The organism is Pseudomonas sp. NPDC087336 (assembly GCF_044744285.1).
Lineage (GTDB): Bacteria > Pseudomonadota > Gammaproteobacteria > Pseudomonadales > Pseudomonadaceae > Aquipseudomonas.
In genome coordinates this window covers 78,067-94,062 of record NZ_JBIUYA010000019.1, presented here as the reverse complement: position 1 = coordinate 94,062, position 15,996 = coordinate 78,067, and the positions used below count along the sequence as shown (strand labels likewise).

16 protein-coding genes are annotated in these 15,996 nt (G+C 61.6%); 7 read left to right on the top strand and 9 right to left on the bottom strand.

Features of this window, described 5'->3' with window-relative positions; translation table 11 throughout:
- Window positions 1-266 precede the first annotated feature (266 nt).
- On the bottom strand, window positions 267-1,172 hold the full coding sequence (locus ACIO0C_RS19685) for a LysR substrate-binding domain-containing protein (RefSeq protein WP_401314725.1): 906 nt from the start codon (window positions 1,170-1,172) through the stop codon (window positions 267-269).
- A gap of 151 nt (window positions 1,173-1,323) precedes the next feature.
- Here ACIO0C_RS19685 and ACIO0C_RS19680 point away from each other — a divergent pair, with 151 nt between their 5' ends.
- The 4 genes from ACIO0C_RS19680 (at window position 1,324) to ACIO0C_RS19665 (ending at window position 6,452) form a co-directional block, all read left to right on the top strand.
- Window positions 1,324-2,928: a 5-guanidino-2-oxopentanoate decarboxylase gene (locus ACIO0C_RS19680; protein ID WP_401314724.1), complete on the top strand. Its 1,605-nt coding sequence runs from the start codon at window positions 1,324-1,326 to the stop codon at window positions 2,926-2,928.
- Between the two features lie 82 nt (window positions 2,929-3,010).
- Entirely contained in the window at window positions 3,011-4,759 is a 1,749-nt protein-coding gene (locus ACIO0C_RS19675) for an amidohydrolase (protein WP_401314723.1), read from the top strand.
- Entirely contained in the window at window positions 4,756-5,700 is a 945-nt protein-coding gene (locus ACIO0C_RS19670) for a CobW family GTP-binding protein (protein WP_401314722.1), read from the top strand. The genes ACIO0C_RS19675 and ACIO0C_RS19670 overlap by 4 nt, the downstream gene beginning before the upstream one ends.
- Window positions 5,697-6,452, top strand: coding sequence for a class II aldolase/adducin family protein (locus ACIO0C_RS19665; protein WP_401314721.1), 756 nt, complete (start codon window positions 5,697-5,699; stop codon window positions 6,450-6,452). The genes ACIO0C_RS19670 and ACIO0C_RS19665 overlap by 4 nt, the downstream gene beginning before the upstream one ends.
- Window positions 6,453-6,632: 180 nt before the next feature.
- On the opposite strand, the gene ACIO0C_RS19660 is transcribed toward ACIO0C_RS19665, so the two are convergent.
- The 3 genes from ACIO0C_RS19660 to ACIO0C_RS19650 all read right to left on the bottom strand — a co-directional run bounded on the left by ACIO0C_RS19660 (window position 6,633) and on the right by ACIO0C_RS19650 (window position 10,066).
- Window positions 6,633-7,721 (bottom strand): RHS repeat-associated core domain-containing protein, encoded by a 1,089-nt coding sequence (locus ACIO0C_RS19660; RefSeq protein ID WP_401314720.1) that lies wholly within the window; start codon window positions 7,719-7,721, stop codon window positions 6,633-6,635.
- Window positions 7,722-7,829: 108 nt separating this feature from the next.
- A complete protein-coding gene (locus ACIO0C_RS19655; RefSeq protein WP_401314719.1) occupies window positions 7,830-9,350 on the bottom strand; it encodes an ATP-binding protein in 1,521 nt (506 codons plus the stop codon).
- Window positions 9,347-10,066 carry a response regulator transcription factor gene (locus tag ACIO0C_RS19650; RefSeq protein WP_008060591.1) on the bottom strand — a complete coding sequence of 240 codons (720 nt, stop codon included), beginning with the start codon at window positions 10,064-10,066 and terminating at the stop codon, window positions 9,347-9,349. Before ACIO0C_RS19650 ends, ACIO0C_RS19655 begins: the two co-directional genes overlap by 4 nt.
- A 211-nt stretch (window positions 10,067-10,277) precedes the next feature.
- Here ACIO0C_RS19650 and msrB point away from each other — a divergent pair, with 211 nt between their 5' ends.
- Window positions 10,278-10,796 carry a peptide-methionine (R)-S-oxide reductase MsrB gene (msrB, locus tag ACIO0C_RS19645; RefSeq protein ID WP_401314718.1) on the top strand — a complete coding sequence of 173 codons (519 nt, stop codon included), beginning with the start codon at window positions 10,278-10,280 and terminating at the stop codon, window positions 10,794-10,796.
- Between the two features lie 31 nt (window positions 10,797-10,827).
- Complete coding sequence (msrA, locus tag ACIO0C_RS19640) at window positions 10,828-11,535, top strand: peptide-methionine (S)-S-oxide reductase MsrA (RefSeq protein WP_401314717.1); 708 nt, start codon at window positions 10,828-10,830, stop codon at window positions 11,533-11,535.
- A 6-nt stretch (window positions 11,536-11,541) separates the two neighbouring features.
- Here msrA and ACIO0C_RS19635 read toward each other — a convergent pair whose 3' ends face one another.
- Window positions 11,542-12,555 carry a diguanylate cyclase domain-containing protein gene (locus tag ACIO0C_RS19635; protein WP_401314716.1) on the bottom strand — a complete coding sequence of 338 codons (1,014 nt, stop codon included), beginning with the start codon at window positions 12,553-12,555 and terminating at the stop codon, window positions 11,542-11,544.
- A 78-nt stretch (window positions 12,556-12,633) separates the two neighbouring features.
- Window positions 12,634-13,539, bottom strand: coding sequence for a LysR family transcriptional regulator (locus tag ACIO0C_RS19630; protein ID WP_401314715.1), 906 nt, complete (start codon window positions 13,537-13,539; stop codon window positions 12,634-12,636).
- A 102-nt stretch (window positions 13,540-13,641) separates the two neighbouring features.
- Here ACIO0C_RS19630 and ACIO0C_RS19625 point away from each other — a divergent pair, with 102 nt between their 5' ends.
- Window positions 13,642-14,829, top strand: coding sequence for an aspartate aminotransferase family protein (locus ACIO0C_RS19625; protein WP_401314713.1), 1,188 nt, complete (start codon window positions 13,642-13,644; stop codon window positions 14,827-14,829).
- On the opposite strand, the gene ACIO0C_RS19620 is transcribed toward ACIO0C_RS19625, so the two are convergent.
- From ACIO0C_RS19620 to ACIO0C_RS19610, 3 genes are all read right to left on the bottom strand, one after another.
- Entirely contained in the window at window positions 14,797-15,051 is a 255-nt protein-coding gene (locus tag ACIO0C_RS19620) for a Txe/YoeB family addiction module toxin (RefSeq protein ID WP_020795568.1), read from the bottom strand. The two genes, ACIO0C_RS19625 and ACIO0C_RS19620, sit on opposite strands and share 33 nt — an antisense overlap.
- The gene (locus ACIO0C_RS19615; RefSeq protein ID WP_401314711.1) at window positions 15,048-15,302 is read right to left on the bottom strand and encodes a type II toxin-antitoxin system prevent-host-death family antitoxin; all 255 of its coding nucleotides are present in this window, start codon (window positions 15,300-15,302) and stop codon (window positions 15,048-15,050) included. Before ACIO0C_RS19615 ends, ACIO0C_RS19620 begins: the two co-directional genes overlap by 4 nt.
- 153 nt (window positions 15,303-15,455) lie before the next feature.
- Window positions 15,456-15,977, bottom strand: coding sequence for an adenylate kinase (locus ACIO0C_RS19610; RefSeq protein ID WP_401314710.1), 522 nt, complete (start codon window positions 15,975-15,977; stop codon window positions 15,456-15,458).
- Window positions 15,978-15,996: the final 19 nt, after the last annotated feature.

Here is a 15,996-nt window from a genome sequence, read left to right as displayed (position 1 = left end):
TGAGGTTCCTCTTTTTATTGCCCATAAGACGTACGAGGACGGATGCAAATCCGAAATGGGCTTTGGGCGTTATTATTGTTAAAAATATCGCTACATCAATGGAATTATTTTGCCCGTATTGGTTAGTTTTTTTACCCAATTGCGTGGCAACCAAATCCCTGTGGGAGCGGGCTTGCCCGCGATGAGGCCGGCATTTCCAATTTATTTGTCGACTGACACACCGTCATCGCGGGCAAGCCCGCTCCCACAGGGATGTGTAACAGGTTTTAAAGGGTGTCCTGCCAGGTCTGGCGGGACGATTGCAGCTGGGTCTTGACCCAGTTGCTGAAGGCCTGAACCACGGCGCGGTCAGCCTTTTGCGGGTCTGCCGCCAGGTAGTAGCCACGGTGCAAATCGATGCTGATGTCGAACGGGCGTACCAGCAGGCCCTTGGACAGGGCATCGCCGCTGATCAGGTTGTCGCCGATCGCGATGCCCTGGCCGGCAATGCACGCCGACTGCGCGCAGTGCGCATCGGAGAACAGGATGCCACTCACCGCGTTGACTCCCGAAGCCCCGGCGGCGGTCAGCCAGACGCGCCAGTCCGAGTAATCGGTCATGTGCAACAGCGGGTAGTTGCTCAGTTCCTGCGGGTTTTTCAGGCCGCTCAGCGCGTTGATCAGGCGCGGGCTGCACACCGGGAAGAAGCGCAGCGCAACGATCTCTTCGACCACCATCTCCGGCCAGTCGCCAATGCCGTAGGCGATGAACAGGTCGGCGCCTGGGTTGTTGATGTCGTCCGGTGTGCGTGGGGAAATCAGCTGCAATTGCACCTGCGGATACTGGCGCAGGAACGCGCCGATGTGGTGGCACAGCCAATAGGTGGCAAACCCTGGTGCGCAACTGACACACAACCGACCGGAAATCTCCTGGTCGTCGACCAACTGCCCGGCATCGAGCAAGTTCAACAAGATCCCGTGCACCTCCCGGGCGTAACGCTCGCCCTGATATGTCAGGCCGATACCCCGGCCAATGCGCTCGGTGAGGGCAAAGCCGACACATTCTTCAAGCTTGCTGATCTGGTGACTGATGGCGCTGCGGGTCAGGTTCAGTTCACGGGCCGCGACCGACACGCTGCCCAGGCGGGCAACCGCATCCAGCGCGCGAAGGGCGGTCATCGAAGGAAATCGCATGGATCAATCCCGTTGTGGTGGTGAGTGGTACATATGGTGATGGAAATTGAACAGTCAGGCCAAAAAAAATCGATTGTTGTATCGGTTGATTCAACAATACTAGCGCCAATTGTCCTTGGGCCGGTATGGCCCATCATCAAAGAGGTGCTGCATGACCCGTTGTGCCGAGGCGCTCGTTCAGTTGCTGGAAGGCTATGGCGTTGACACCGTCTTCGGCATTCCCGGCGTGCACACCGTCGAGCTGTATCGCGGCTTGCACGGCAGCCGCCTGAAACACATCAGCCCGCGCCACGAGCAGGGCGCCGGCTTCATGGCCGACGGTTATGCCCGCGCCAGCGGCAAGCCGGGGGTGTGTTTCATCATCACCGGTCCCGGCATGACCAATATCATTACCGCCATGGGCCAGGCCTATGCGGACTCGGTACCGATGCTGGTGATTTCCACCTGCAACCGTCGCGAACACTTGCGCCTTGGGCACGGTCACCTGCATGAACTGCCGGATCAGCGCGCGCTGGTCGCCGGGGTCTGCGCCTTCAGCCATACGCTGCAGCACCCGTCGCAGTTGCCGGAAGTGCTGGCGCGGGCCTTTGCCCTGTTCGGCTGCACGCGGCCACGACCGGTGCACATCGAGATTCCGCTGGACGTGCTGGAAATGCCTGCCGATGGCCTGGACTTGCGCCCGCGGGCATTGCCGGCAGCACCGGCCCCGGCAGCGGCGGCCATCGCCAGCGCCGTCGAATTGATCCAGGCGGCGAAGCGTCCATTGATCCTCGCTGGTGGCGGCGCGCGCCGCGCTACCGACGCCCTGACCGCGCTCGCCGAACGCTTGCAGGCCCCCGTGGCATTGACCACCAACGCCCGGGGTTTGCTGGCCCCCGAACATCCTCTCTTGCTCGACGGCGTGCAGTCCTCGGCCCATGGCCGTGAGCTGTTCGCCGAGGCCGACGTGGTGCTGGCTGTCGGCACTGAGCTGGGGGAAACCGACTATGACTTTTTCGGCCTTGGCCCCTTGCAGTTCAAGGCGCCGCTGATTCGCCTGGACATCGATCCGCTGCAAATACTTGGCGTGCAAGCGGCCACGGTCGGCTTGTTGGGCGATGCCGAACAGGGCTTGCTCGCGTTGTTGGAGCGACTGCCGCAACGCCAGGTCGATGGTGCCTGGGCAGGCGAGCGTGTGAGCCGGGTCAACGCCATCGAGCACGCCGGCTGGAGCGCAAAGCAGAGCCGCATGCAGGCCTTGCTCGATACCCTGCGGGATCACTTGCCACAACCGCTGATCGTCGGTGATTCGACCCAGCCGGTGTATCAGGGTGCCCTGGGCTACCGGGCGCCAACACCCAACAGCTGGTTCAACGCTGGCACTGGCTACGGCACCCTCGGCTACGGCTTGCCCGCCGCCATCGGCGCCAAGCTCGCGCAACCCTTGCGCCCTGTGGTGGCGTTGGTGGGCGACGGTGGCTTGCAGTTTTCCAGCGCCGAATTGATCGCCGCCAAAGAAACCGGTGTCGGCGTGATCCTGCTGCTGTGGAACAACAGCAGCTACGCCGAAATCCGCGACTACATGAACGCCAAGGCGGTGCCGTTGCTCGGGGTGGATATCCTCACGCCGGACTTCGCCGCCCTGGCCCGAAGCTGCCACGTCGCTCATCACCGGGCGAGCAATCTGCAAGGCCTGCGCGGGCTGCTGGGGCAACTCGGCAATTGCCATGAACCGGTGATGATCGAAGTCGACGCCGCAACGTTTCTGGCTGACTAAAACAACAACAATTTTTTCAGGTTCCCCATGCGCCCGGCGCCCGGTGGACCTTTCAATCTTCCTGAACTCAAAGGTGGCTTACATGGCTGAGTCCGATAACTTTTCCTCTACCCATTCCGTGCAGGGGACCTACGCCGACCTGATCCTGGCCAACGGGCGTATCTACACCCAGGACCCGGCCAACCCGTGGGCCGAGGCCGTGGCCATTCGCGACGGCAAGTTGATCAGTGTTGCCAGCCTCGGCCAGATCGAGATGTTCAAAGGCCCGAACACCCGTGTGCATGACCTGCAAGGCGCGTTCTGCATGCCGGGCCTGCACGACATGCACACCCATCCCGACCTGGCGCTGGCGCCACGCTACAGCGACGACCTGGATGTGGGCATCGAAGACCCGACGCCCGAGCAACTGCGCGAAAGCATCCTGGCCTATGCCGACAGTCATCCGGGCGATGGCTGGATCTACGGCCAATACTGGGTGCGCTACACCTTCCGCGAAGCCGGCCTGACCCCGGGTCGTGCCTGGCTCGACAGCGTCATGCCCGACCGTCCCGTAGCGCTGCTCGACCGCATGTGGGGCACCATGATGGTCAACTCCAAGGCCCTGGAACTGGCCGGGATCGATGGCAATACCAGCGACCCGCGCAACGGCTATTTCGAGCGCGACGAACTGACCGGCGAACCCACCGGCCTGATGATCGACGGCGCCTACGCAATGATCCACGCCGCCATGCCGCCGACGCCGGTCAGCGTGCTGCGCCGCGCCTATCGTGATGGCGTGCACTTCCAGAGCTCGCGCGGGGTCACGGCGAGCAAATATGTGCATGTCTGCGAACAGCGCTTGCAGGCGCTGAAGGAGCTCGACGACAGCGGTGAACTGACCGTGCGCATCGAAGCGGCGATCAGTTGGCAGGACGACATCTTCCCGGTGCGTCGGCGCTGGGAATTGCTGGCGGGCGAGCGTCACTACTATCGCAGTGCACGCCTGAGCGCCAACGCGGTGAAGTTCCACTTCGACGGCACCGTGGAGCCTAAGTCTTCCTACCTGCTGACCCCCTGGCCAGAGGAAAAGAGCTGGCGCGGCAAGCTCAACCTGACCCCGGAGCACATCACCGACATGGTGGTGGACATGGACCGCAAGGGCATCCGTGTCATCGCCCATTGCACCGGCGACGGCGCGTCCGACGTGTTCCTCGATGCCGTGGCCGAGGCGCGTCGACGCAATGGCTTGAGCGGTGTGCGTCACCAGTGCGCCCACAGCACCTTGCTGCACCCGGGAAATCTGCCGCGCTTCAAGGAACTGAATGTCATCGCCGAATTTTCCCCGGCGGCCTGGTACCCGACACCGTTCGCCAGCGGTGCGCGTTCCGGTTACGGCCAGGAACGGCTCAAGCGCATCTACGACTTCAAGGGCGTGCTCGCCTCCGGTGGCACCGCCGTGATGGGCACCGACTGGCCGGTGGCGTCCATCGACCCGTGGCTGGCGCTGGAAACCATGATCACCCGGCAGAACCCGTGGAACGACGACCCGGCCTGCTTCGGCGACCCGATCAGCCTCGAACAGGCGCTGACCGTGATCACCAGCAATGGCGCCGTGGCCATGGGCCTGGAGCACAGCACCGGCAGCCTGCAAGTGGGCAAGGCGGCGGACCTGATCGTGATCGACCGTGACCTGTTCGCTGCACCGGCACGCAACTACATCCACAAGACCCAGGTGCTGCTGACCTTCGTCGAAGGGCAACTGGTCTACGACCGTCATTCGACACTGGAAGCCGTCGGCCTCAAGGCGGTCTGGCAGGGTGAACCACCGGTGCTGGAGGGCAAGGCGCAATGACCACGCCACGTATCGCCGTAACCGTCGTTTCGGGCTTTCTCGGCGCCGGTAAAACCACCTTGCTCAACCGCATGGTGCGCCGTGCCGAAGGCAGCCGCCTGGCGGTGATCGTCAACGATTTCGGCGAGCTGAACATCGATGCCGCGATCGTTTCGGAGGTGACCGACGCGGTGTACAGCCTGCAAAACGGCTGCATCTGCTGCACCGTGCAGGAAGACCTGTTGGCGCAACTCGGCAGCCTGGCGCAGCTTGAACCAAGGTTGGAACGCATCGTCATCGAGTGCAGCGGCGTGTCCGATCCGCAGCGCATCGTACAGACCCTGGCTTATCCACAGCTGCGCAGCCAGATGCAACTGGACATGGTCATCACCGTGGTCGATGCCACTCGCCATCTGCAACTCGACGGCGAGTACGCGCGACTGGCGCGGGCACAAGTGGCCGCTGCCGATTTGCTGCTGTTGAACAAGACCGATCTGGTCGACGAGGCGCAGTTGCAGGCATTGCGCGAGGCGTTAGGGTTCCGGACCCGCGTGCATGAAAGCGTGCAGGCGCAGTTGCCGGATGCGCTGTGGCTCGATACCGAACTGGAGCTTGAATCTCGCTCGGTGAAACCGCTGACACGGGTGTCCGATGGCGATCACGGCGAGATGTTCAGCAGTTGGTTGTGGCAGAGCAACGCGGCCCTGGATGCCGACGGACTGCGCGGCTGGTTGCAGGCGCTGCCCAGCGATGTGTTCCGGGTCAAGGGGCTGGTGAAGCTGGTGCAGGGTAACAAGGCTCACTGGCTGCAACACGTCGGTACCCGCAGTCAGTTTCTGCCGGCGACCGATGAAGCCGGCACCGATAGCACGCGGCTGGTGTTCATCGCCCGGCGTGGCTTCGACGGTTGGAAGGCCTTGGGCCAGGGGCTTGAGGCCTGCACCATGAAGGTGAGCGAATGAACCCGACCGAACAACGATTGCGCGAAGAACTCGCCGCCTGTTATCGACTGGTGGCGCATTTGCGCATGACTGATTTGATCTTCACCCACATCTCGGTGCGCATTCCGGGGCCTGAGCACCATTTTCTGATCAACCCCTACGGGCTGATGTTCGATGAGATCACGGCGTCGAACCTGGTGAAAATCGACCTCGACGGCAACGCTGTGGAGCCGTCGCCATACCCGGTGAACCCGGCTGGTTTCGTGATTCACAGCGCGATCCATGCAGCCCGCGAAGATGCGCAGTGCGTGCTGCACACCCACACCAAATCAGGCTGCGCGGTGGCGGCGTTGAAGTGCGGGTTGTTACCGGTGAATCAGATCTCCATGGAGTTCTACAACCGTGTGGCCTACCACGCCTACGAAGGCGTGGCCCTGGACATGCGCGAGCAGCAACGGTTGGTGGCCGACATGGGCGACAAACCGGTGTTGATGCTGCGCAATCATGGTTTGCTGACGGTTGGCGAGACGGTAGGGCAGGCGTTCATGCGCATGTACTACCTGGAAAAGGCCTGCGACATCCAGTTGGCGGCCATGGCGGCCGGTGAAGTGGTGCTGCCGCCGGCCGAGGTTTGCGCGCATACCGAGCGGCAGTTCAATGAGCCGGGGCGGACGCTGGAGGAGGGTGAGTTCAACGATCCGGATGCCATGCAATTGGCCTGGACGGCGTTGTTGAGATTGCTGGAACGCGTGGCGCCGGGGTATCGGGACTGATCTGATGCTCGGTTGATCGGGCTGGCCTGCTCGCGAAGCGATAGTGAGGTCATCGCAACTTTCGGCCGCGTCAGAGCACCTGAAACTCAAACCGGCGGCTGGTGTTAATGGCCGCCGGGTGGCACAAGTCCAGATAATCGAGGCAACGTGTGATGCTGCCAACAGTAATCTTCAGCAGGTCTACGTAGGTCGACGAATATTCTTCGCTTTCACGTTATTTTCGCGGGCTTTAAAAAATACGTCCCCAATATGTTCTGACGGTGTTGACCCGGGCGGAGAATAGCGCGGTGGTTGCGCGTTGGGCCTTGGCGTGAGCTCAATTGATTCATAGCTCGGTAGTTCGGGGTCGGGGGCGGGGGCCCAACTTGAACGATAACTCGGTGGAGGGGTGGAGGATCCTGACTCTGAGTTGCGAAATGTAGCAGGCATTCGGGATGAAGACGTTGAGGGCCGACGCAAACCACCCGATTCTAATGGTGTCGATGGGTTACGAGGTGTAAACGATGAAGGACGGGGCGGACGAACTGGAAGCTTACGAGTTAATTGGGTGAAAGCCACTACGCCAACTAAATATGCAGAGGCGGTTCCTATAATGATCATGCTATCCATGACCATTTTTTCATCTTTTGCTCCTGCCCCGATTGATAATAATGTCGTCCCTGCAAGTCCTAAAATCGCACCAGGTGCTATTAATATTGCGCGTGCTGCGATATTTACCATTTTTGGGCTCAGAGCAAAGTGTCCGGTCGGATCGCTTCGATTTATTGGATTTGCGCCACAGTACATATAAGCATTGAGTCCACCCTTCCCGAACGGACTCAAACTGTCCGGACTGTTAAACCGCATCAACCTCGGGTTGAACTGCCGATAGCCATTGCCCAAATGATAATGTCCGGTCACCGGGTCCGGCCGTTCGCCGTTGAAACCGAGCAGGCTGAGCACACCGTTTCCGAATGGATGATGGCCGTAGGGTGAGTAGGCGCGGGGATGGGGTTGCGTCGTGTCGAGTGCATTCAACACCGAACGCTGTTGATCGGTCGCCAGCAGAGTAGTGTCGACGTTGTCTCCCACCTGTCGCTGTTGTGCCAACACTTGCTCATCATGCTGCAAGAAGCTGTACTTCGCCGCCCCCTGAATTTCGGTGGCCAGGCGACTTTTGCAATAAAAGCGCTGGATGCTGGCCTGCTGACCGGGTGCCCAGTCAATCGAGCGGTCCAGCGGGTCGTAGCGGTAGCGGCACAATAGGGTTTCGCGAGGTGAAATGGGCATTGGCTGAGCTCCGTGCAGGGTCGGTAAAGCCGGACCTTTAGCTTCGGACTTTTTTCAGGCGTAGGCTACTAGCAGAACTGATAGGGTCCTGACAGGCACCACCGTCATTCAGGCTTGCCGCGGTGTATTGAGGTTCATCGACCGCACCACCAACCCCGCGGCGGTCTGTTCATCGATCGGCAACGAAAACCGGAACGTCGCCCCACGCCCCGGCACATCGATCAACTGAATCTCAAGCCCATGCAGTTGCAGGATGCGGTGCACGATCCGCAACCCCAACCCGCCATCACGCCGTGCACCGCCGATATTGAACGGCCGCAAAAACAGTCCTTCGCGCAGTTCCGGAGCGATACCAGGGCCAGTGTCGCTGACAGTCACTTCAATGAATGACCCTTGTGGGCGCAAACCCAGTTCGATCTCGCCAGCCGGCGGCGTATGGCGCAACGCGTTGTCGAACAGGTTGGTCAGCACCCGCTCGATCAATCCCAGGTCTGCGCAGGCCGCAGCAACGTTAGGGGCGAACGTGGCCTTCAATTCCACCTGCCGCGCCTCGGCGGTCAGTTCGAACTTCTGGAAAATGTCCTGGGCCAGGTCGGTCAGGGAAAACCGCTCCAGCACCGGTTGTACGAAGCCGTGCTCCAGCCGCACCAGTTCCAGCAGCGACTGCGCCAGCCCCCCGACCTTGCGGCTTTGATCCAGGGCGATGCCCAGGTAGCGGCGGCGGTCGGCGGGGGACAGCGTGGCGTCCTTGAGCGACAGGGTCTCCAGATAACCGTGCAACGAGGCCAGCGGCGTGCGCAGGTCATGGGAAATGTTCGCCACCAGTTCGCGACGCTCCTGGTCCTGGCGGGTCAAGGAGCGCCATTGTTCACCCAGGCGCGCCTGCATCTGCCGGAACGCGGCATCGAGGACGGCGATTTCGTCGTGACTGGCGGTTGTTTCCACGATGACGGGCAGGGCCGGCGTCACCGGGACGCCATCGATGTCGAACTGGCTGACGGTTTCGGTGAGGCGGCGCAATGGCCGGGTGATCAGCGCAAACGCGGTGAGACCGGCAATCAGGCACAGCAGCGCGACCAGGCCGATGGACAGCAGGGCGGTATTGAGCGCAGCACTGGTGGCGCCGCGCTCGGCCAGGCGATCATGTTCTTCACCCAGCAGCACCACGTAGAGATAACCGACGGCCTTGCCATCGACCTTCAACGGTGCGGCGCTGAACACCTTGCGCGCGTCGACACTGCGCGGATCGTCACCGGCAATCGGCAAGGCGTCACCCCTGAGCAGGCGCTGGATCGGCGCCAGGTCGACGCGCTCGCGCCGAATCCGGCCTTCGGGTGCGGCACTGCCGACAATCTTGCCCTCGGTGTCCAGCAGGTACACCTCGACACTGGGGTTGACCTGCATCAGCTTGCTGAACAGATCACGCACGGCATTGGGCATCAGGCCCTGGGTGTCCATCAGCACCGTGTCGCGGGCGATGTGCTGCGCCAGGTCCCGGGACAGCCCTTGCACCACTTCCTGCTCATGCATCTGGTTAGAACGCACCTGCAGCCACGCCGAGGTGCCGCAGCACACCAGCAGCAGCACGGCGAACACCAGCGACAGGCGCTGTGTCAGGGTCAGCCTCATGGCGGCGATTCCTCCCCGGTGGCGAACTTGTAGCCACGACCCCAGACCGTGAGGATGCGCACCGGTTGCGCCGGGTCGGCCTCGATTTTGGCGCGCAGGCGATTGATGTGGGTGTTGACCGTGTGCTCGTAGCCTTCGTGGCTGTAGCCCCACACGGCGTTGAGCAGGTCCATGCGCGAAAACACCTTGCCCGGCTGGCGGGCAAAAAAGTACAGCAAGTCGAACTCCCGGGGCGTGAGGTCCAGGCGCCGACCATCGAGGGACACTTCGCGGGTGATCGGGTCGATGGCCAGGCCGTCGATGAGCAGGCTGCCAGCGTCCATCTTCAGGTTGCGCGCCATGGCATCCACCCGGCGCAGCAGCGCTTTGACCCGGGCCACCAGTTCGAGCATGGAAAACGGCTTGGCCAGGTAATCGTCGGCGCCGAGTTCCAGGCCGAGAATCCGGTGCACTTCGCTGGAGCGCGCACTGGTGATGATGATCGGCGTGTAGCGGGCCATGGCGCGGGCGCGACGGCAGATTTCCAGGCCATCGACACCGGGCAGCATCAGGTCGAGGATCAGCGCATCCCAGTTGCCTTGCTGCAGCAGGCGCATGCCTTCAGTGCCATCGGCGCTGTGCACCACCTCGAACTGCTCGTCACGCAGGTGCAGGCAGATCAGGTCGGCGATATGCAGGTCATCCTCGACCACGAGGACGCGTTTGGTCTGTTCCATCCAGCTCAATCCTTCGGCGCAATGTGCGTAATGCCCCTCACTGCGGCAGCTCCTACAGTTAGATCAGTAAAGTCAGGGAAGGGCATACCCATTGTGCGGGTTTTTCGGCGCCCGAGTTATCACGAATTGTTTAACTTACCGTGAGGATTTGGCGATCACCCAAAGCCTAGGCTGTGTTCCATGAAACACCCCTGGATTTCTGGAGACGAGCATGTTTTCACGACGGCAATTTCTTCTCGCGAGCGGCGGGCTGGGGGTGGCAGCCCTGGCGATCGGCCTGTTGCCGAAGTTTTCCACAGGCGCGGCATTGATCAATGACGCCAGCGCGGCCGAGGCGTTCGAAGTGACCCACAGCGACAGCGAATGGCACGCCATCCTCAGCGACGAGCAGTATGAAATCCTCCGCGAAGAAGGCACCGAACGCGCCTACAGCAGCCCGCTGAACAACGAGCACCGCGACGGCACGTTCGCCTGTGCCGGCTGCCAATTGCCGCTGTTTTCTTCAGCGACCAAGTTCGACAGCCGCACCGGCTGGCCGAGTTTCTGGGCGCCGCTGGACAAGGCCGTGGCTACCCGCCAGGACCGTTCCTACGGGATGCTGCGCGAAGAGGTGCACTGCCGGCGTTGCGGCGGGCATCTGGGCCATGTCTTCGACGACGGACCAAAACCCACCGGCCTGCGCTACTGCATGAACGGCCTGGCGCTGAAGTTCGAGCCCGTGTCCGTCTGAATTTATCTGCATCCTTCCTGGAGTCTGTGACATGAAAAGCCTGTTCACCTGGCGCCGTACCCTGTTGGGGCTGGCCGCTGCCGGCATCATCGGCCAATGCTCGGCGTTTTCCCTCGGCGGGGCCGAAGAAGCGGTGCTGCTTCCACCTCCGGCCCTCGACGAAACCACCCAGGCCCGCAGCGAAACCGCGGTGTTCGCCGGCGGTTGCTTCTGGGGCGTCCAAGGGGTGTTCCAGCATGTCAAAGGCGTGAAAAACGCCGTCTCCGGCTACGCCGGTGGTGCAGCCAACACCGCGCAGTACGATCGCGTCAGCAGTGGCAGTACCGGTCATGCGGAATCGGTGGAAGTGACCTTCGACCCGAGCCAGGTCAGCTACGGCACCTTGCTGCAGATCTACTTTTCCGTGGCGCACAACCCCACCGAACTCAACCGCCAGGGACCGGACACCGGTACCCAATACCGCTCGGCGATTTTTACCAAGAGCAGCGAACAGCAACGGGTCGCCCAGGCCTACATCGCCCAGCTCGACGCCGCCCATGCGTTCGACAAGCCGATCGTGACCAAGCTGGAAAGCTTCAACGGGTTTTACCCGGCTGAAGAAGAACACCAGGATTTTTTGACCGAGCACCCGACCTATCCCTACATCGTGATCAACGACTTGCCGAAGGTGGCGCAGCTCAAGCAGCTGTACCCGGATCGTTATCAGGACAAACCGGTGCTGGTGAAGGCGGGGATGTGAAGGCCGTTATCCGCTGATCATATTCTTGCCGGCGATTTTCGACCGGTACAGAGCCTGATCGGCCCTGGCCATCAGGCCGGTCTGTTGTTCTTCGTCGAAGCGCTGGACCACACCGAAACTCATGGTCACGGCAAAGTCGCCCACGGCCGGCAAGTGCGCCAGGCCCTCGCGGATTCTTTCCGCCAGGGCCCTGGCCGCGTCAAGCGGAGTATCGGGCAGGACCACGATGAATTCGTCGCCGCCCCAACGGGCCAGCAGGTCACCGTCACGCACGCAGCGCTGCACTTGTTCGACCACCTGCACCAGCGCGGCATCGCCCAGGGCATGGCCGTAGTGATCGTTGATGGCCTTGAAGTCGTCGATGTCCATAGCGATCAGTGACAGCGGCTGTCGAAAGCGCTGGGCCCGCTCGCATTCCTGGGGCAGGGTTTTTTCCAGGCGGTAGCGATTGGCGATCGACGTCAGGGCATCGGTTTCAGCCAACTTACGATTTTCTTCCAGTTGCTGCTGCAGTTGCTGATTGACCCTGGACAGCTCGCGGGTGCGTTCTTCAACGAGGGCTTCAAGGGATTGATTGCGCCGTTCGAGTGCTTCGAGCAGGCGCTTCTTGTCTTCGATGCTGCGGTGGGCGCCGACCATCCGCGCCACCGAACCGTCGGCATTGCGGGCGAGGACGTGGCCGCGGTCTTCGATCCAGATATAACGGCCATCGTGGGCGCGGCAGCGGTACTCGGCCTGGTACACCGGCGTGCGCTGGCTCAGGTAGTCATCGAACAGAGCCATCACCTGCGGGAAATCATCGGGGTGGATGATATTTTCCCAGGTCAACACGTTGTTATCCAGGGAGTGCGGCGTGTAGCCGAGCATTTCGTACCAGCGGGCGTTGCGGTAGACGAAGCCGGTGTTGGCGTTCCAGTCCCAGATACCGTCGCTGACCAGCTCCATGATGGTGTGCAGCATGCCTTCGTTCATGTCCGAGACATTGAACTTCAAGGGTTCGATACTCGATGCTTCTCCCATCGCTGCTCTCCCTGGCGAGCGCCTGATAGCCAATGACCTGCTCAGTCAGGGAGATTAGTCCAAGGCTCGGCGAGGCTGCTAGTGCTTGCCCCACATCTGCACGGCGAAGTCGACGAAACGTCGCAATTTCGGCAGGCGGTAGCGGTCCTGGGCATACATCAGGTGCATCGGCCGGCTCGGCGGGTTGAATCCGGGCATCAAGCCCAGCAGTTTGCCGTCCTGGATGTCTTGCTCGACCAGGACATCGGGCAACATCACGATGCCCATGCCGGTTCGCGCCGCCTGATGCAGCCCTGCCGAGCTGTTGATCAGCATCGGTCCGCTGACCGCTACCGTGACTTCGCCTTCGGGGCCAGCCAGGCGCCATTCCTTCTCCACCGAGTGCCAGTCATCGCCAGCCGGATAGGCGAAGGACAGGCAATCGTGATGGCGCAGGTCTTCAGGGGTTTGTGGCGCCCCGCGACGAGCCACATACGCCGGGGATGCGCACATGGTCAGGGTGTAGTCCAGCAGCGGCCGGGCGATCAGGTTGGACGCCTCGATGGCGCCCAGGCGAAAGGCCACGTCCAGACCGTTTTCCAGCAGGTCCGGGCGCCGGTTGGTGAGCATTACATCGAGTTTTACCCGGGGGTAGAGCAGGGCGAATTCGCTCAGGGCGGGTGCCAGTTTTTCCGTGCCGAAGGTCAAGGGCGCCGAGATGCGCAACGTGCCGCTGGGTTCATCCACCGCTTGCTCGGCCAGGCGTTCGGAATCGGCCACCAGCCCCAACACTTCGAGGCAGCGCTGGTAATACGCAACGCCAAATTCGGTCAACCGCTGGCGCCGGGTCGTGCGGTTGAGCAAGCGCACGCCGAGGCGCTGCTCGAGGGCCTTGAGGTGGTTGCCGACCATGGTCGTGGACATTTTGCACTGCGCAGCGGCGCCGGTCATGCTGCCGGATTCCACCACTTTGACGTAGACGGTCATTGCCTGGAACAGATCCATTATCAAGCTCAACTTTAAAATGATTGAAGTATTGCAGTATTTATCCAGCTCAGGTGGCTAACCATACTGCAAAAACAACGACCCTTGATGGAGCTTGATGTCATGACCGCCGCCTGCCTGATGAGCACTTACCAACCCTTGGCCTTGAGTTTCAACAAGGGCCTGGGCACGCGCCTGTGGGACCAGGCCGGTCGTGAATACCTGGACGCGGTGGCCGGGGTGGCGGTGACCAATGTCGGCCACTCTCACCCGAAAATCGTCGCGGCCATCAGCGAACAAGCCGGCCTGTTGCTGCACACCTCCAACCTCTACAGCATCGACTGGCAGCAACGCCTGGCCCGCCAGCTGACCCAACTGTCGGGAATGGACCGGGCGTTCTTCAACAACTCCGGCGCCGAGGCCAATGAAACAGCGCTGAAAATCGCCCGACTGCACGGCTGGCACAAGGGCATCGAGCAACCGTTGGTGGTGGTCATGGAGAACGCTTTCCATGGCCGCACCCTCGGCACCCTGTCCGCCAGCGATGGCCCGGCGGTGCGCCTGGGGTTCAACAAGTTGCCAGGGGATTTCGTCAAAGTGCCGTTCGGCGACCTCGAGGCGCTGGACAAGGTGCGCCAGGATCACGGCTCGCGCATCGTGGCGATCCTGATGGAGCCGATCCAGGGCGAAAGCGGCGTGCAGCTGGCGCCACCCGGCTACCTGAAAGCCGTGCGCGAACTCTGCAACCGGCGCGCCTGGTTGCTGATGCTCGACGAAATCCAGACCGGCATCGGCCGTACCGGACAGTGGTTCGCGTTCCAGCACGAGGGCATCGTCCCGGATGTCATGACCTTGGCCAAAGGCCTGGGCAACGGCGTCCCGATCGGCGCCTGCCTGGCCCGTGGCAAAGCCGCCGAACTCTTTACCCCGGGCAGCCACGGCAGCACCTTCGGCGGCAACCCGCTGGCCTGCCGGGTTGGGTGCACGGTGCTGGACATCATCGAGGAACAGGGCCTGCTGGAAAACGCCCGGCGCCAGGGCGAACGCCTGTTGGCCAGGTTGCGCATGGAGTTGGCCGACAATCCGAATGTCCTGGCGATCCGCGGCCAGGGCCTGATGATCGGCATCGAACTCAAGCAACCGATGCGCGACCTTAGCCTGATCGCCGCAAGGGATCATGCGTTGCTGATCAACGTGACGCGGGGGCAGACCATTCGTTTGTTGCCGCCACTGACGATTGACGAGCGGGAGGTGGAGATGATTGTCAGGGGGGTGAGTTCAGTAGTGGTATCTGCACATGACAACGCATAACTCACCGTCTTCGATGGTGTAGACCAAGCGATGTTCAGCCGTTATCCGGCGCGACCAGAAGCCGCTTAAATTGTGTTTGAGCGGTTCTGGTTTTCCGAGACCCTCGAACGGTTCACGCAGGATGGCTTTGATCAGCAGGTTGATGCGTTTGAGTCCCGCCTTATCGTTTTGCTGAAACCAAAGGTAGTCGTCCCAGCCTTCAGGAGTGAACTCGATATTCATTCTTCAATGAGTTGCCGAGACTTGGTTTTCCCGGCGCGCAGGTTGCCAATCGATTTGATCAGGCGTTCAGCGTTTGCTGGGGAGCGAAGCAGGTAGGCGGTTTCTTCGAGGGCGTTGTATTCCGCCAGCGACATTATCACCACCGGCTCGCCTTTCTGGCGGGTGACCAGCAGCGGGGTGCGGTCTTCATTGACGCGATCCATGGTTTCAGCCAGGTGCGCGCGTGCGGTGGTGTAATTGATGGTGTGCATGGTGAAATCCTCGCTCGATGCAAGGAACGTACAGAAATCAGTACAGGTTGACAAGGCGATAGCTCCGAATGGTCGTTATGCAATTGGCGCATCAACGCTTCTCCTGAGTATCGTCGAAACCTCCTCGAGACGTTTCCGAGAACGTTGTAGTCCTTATCTGATGAGAAGCCGTGAAGATAAATCAATCGGCGTAGTGCATTGCGCCGCGAAATTGGTGATTTCAGTTCGATCCATCAGTTGAATTCTGCCGCCGGTAAACCCGTCGAACAATTGCCGATGGGCCGTATATCCGCTGGACCCATCGCGCTGGCGATAGCTCCCCCCCCACTCCAGCAGGGCGATCAGGCGTTCGTCATCCTTGGCCTCACGCTGGCGAATATTGTCGACGCACACCTCGTCGGCAACGCACAACCAGATCAGCGCAGTCGTGCGGGGCAGGAGTTCGCGGGCGATCCAGCCATACACGCCTTCGATCACCCAGCGTTCTTGCCCGGCCGCGATTCGTGCCATGGCCAGGGCGTCGGCGCGGGGGCGGGGGATGCTGTGTTCGTCGCAGAGCCAGTGAAGGCGGTCGAGATCGGTCCAGGGCACCTGCAATCGCTCGGCCAGCCGTTGTGCCAGCCAGCTCTTGCCGGAGCCGGAGTTGCCGATGATCAGGGTTCGGGTGAGGTCCATGAGCGACACCGATCAACTG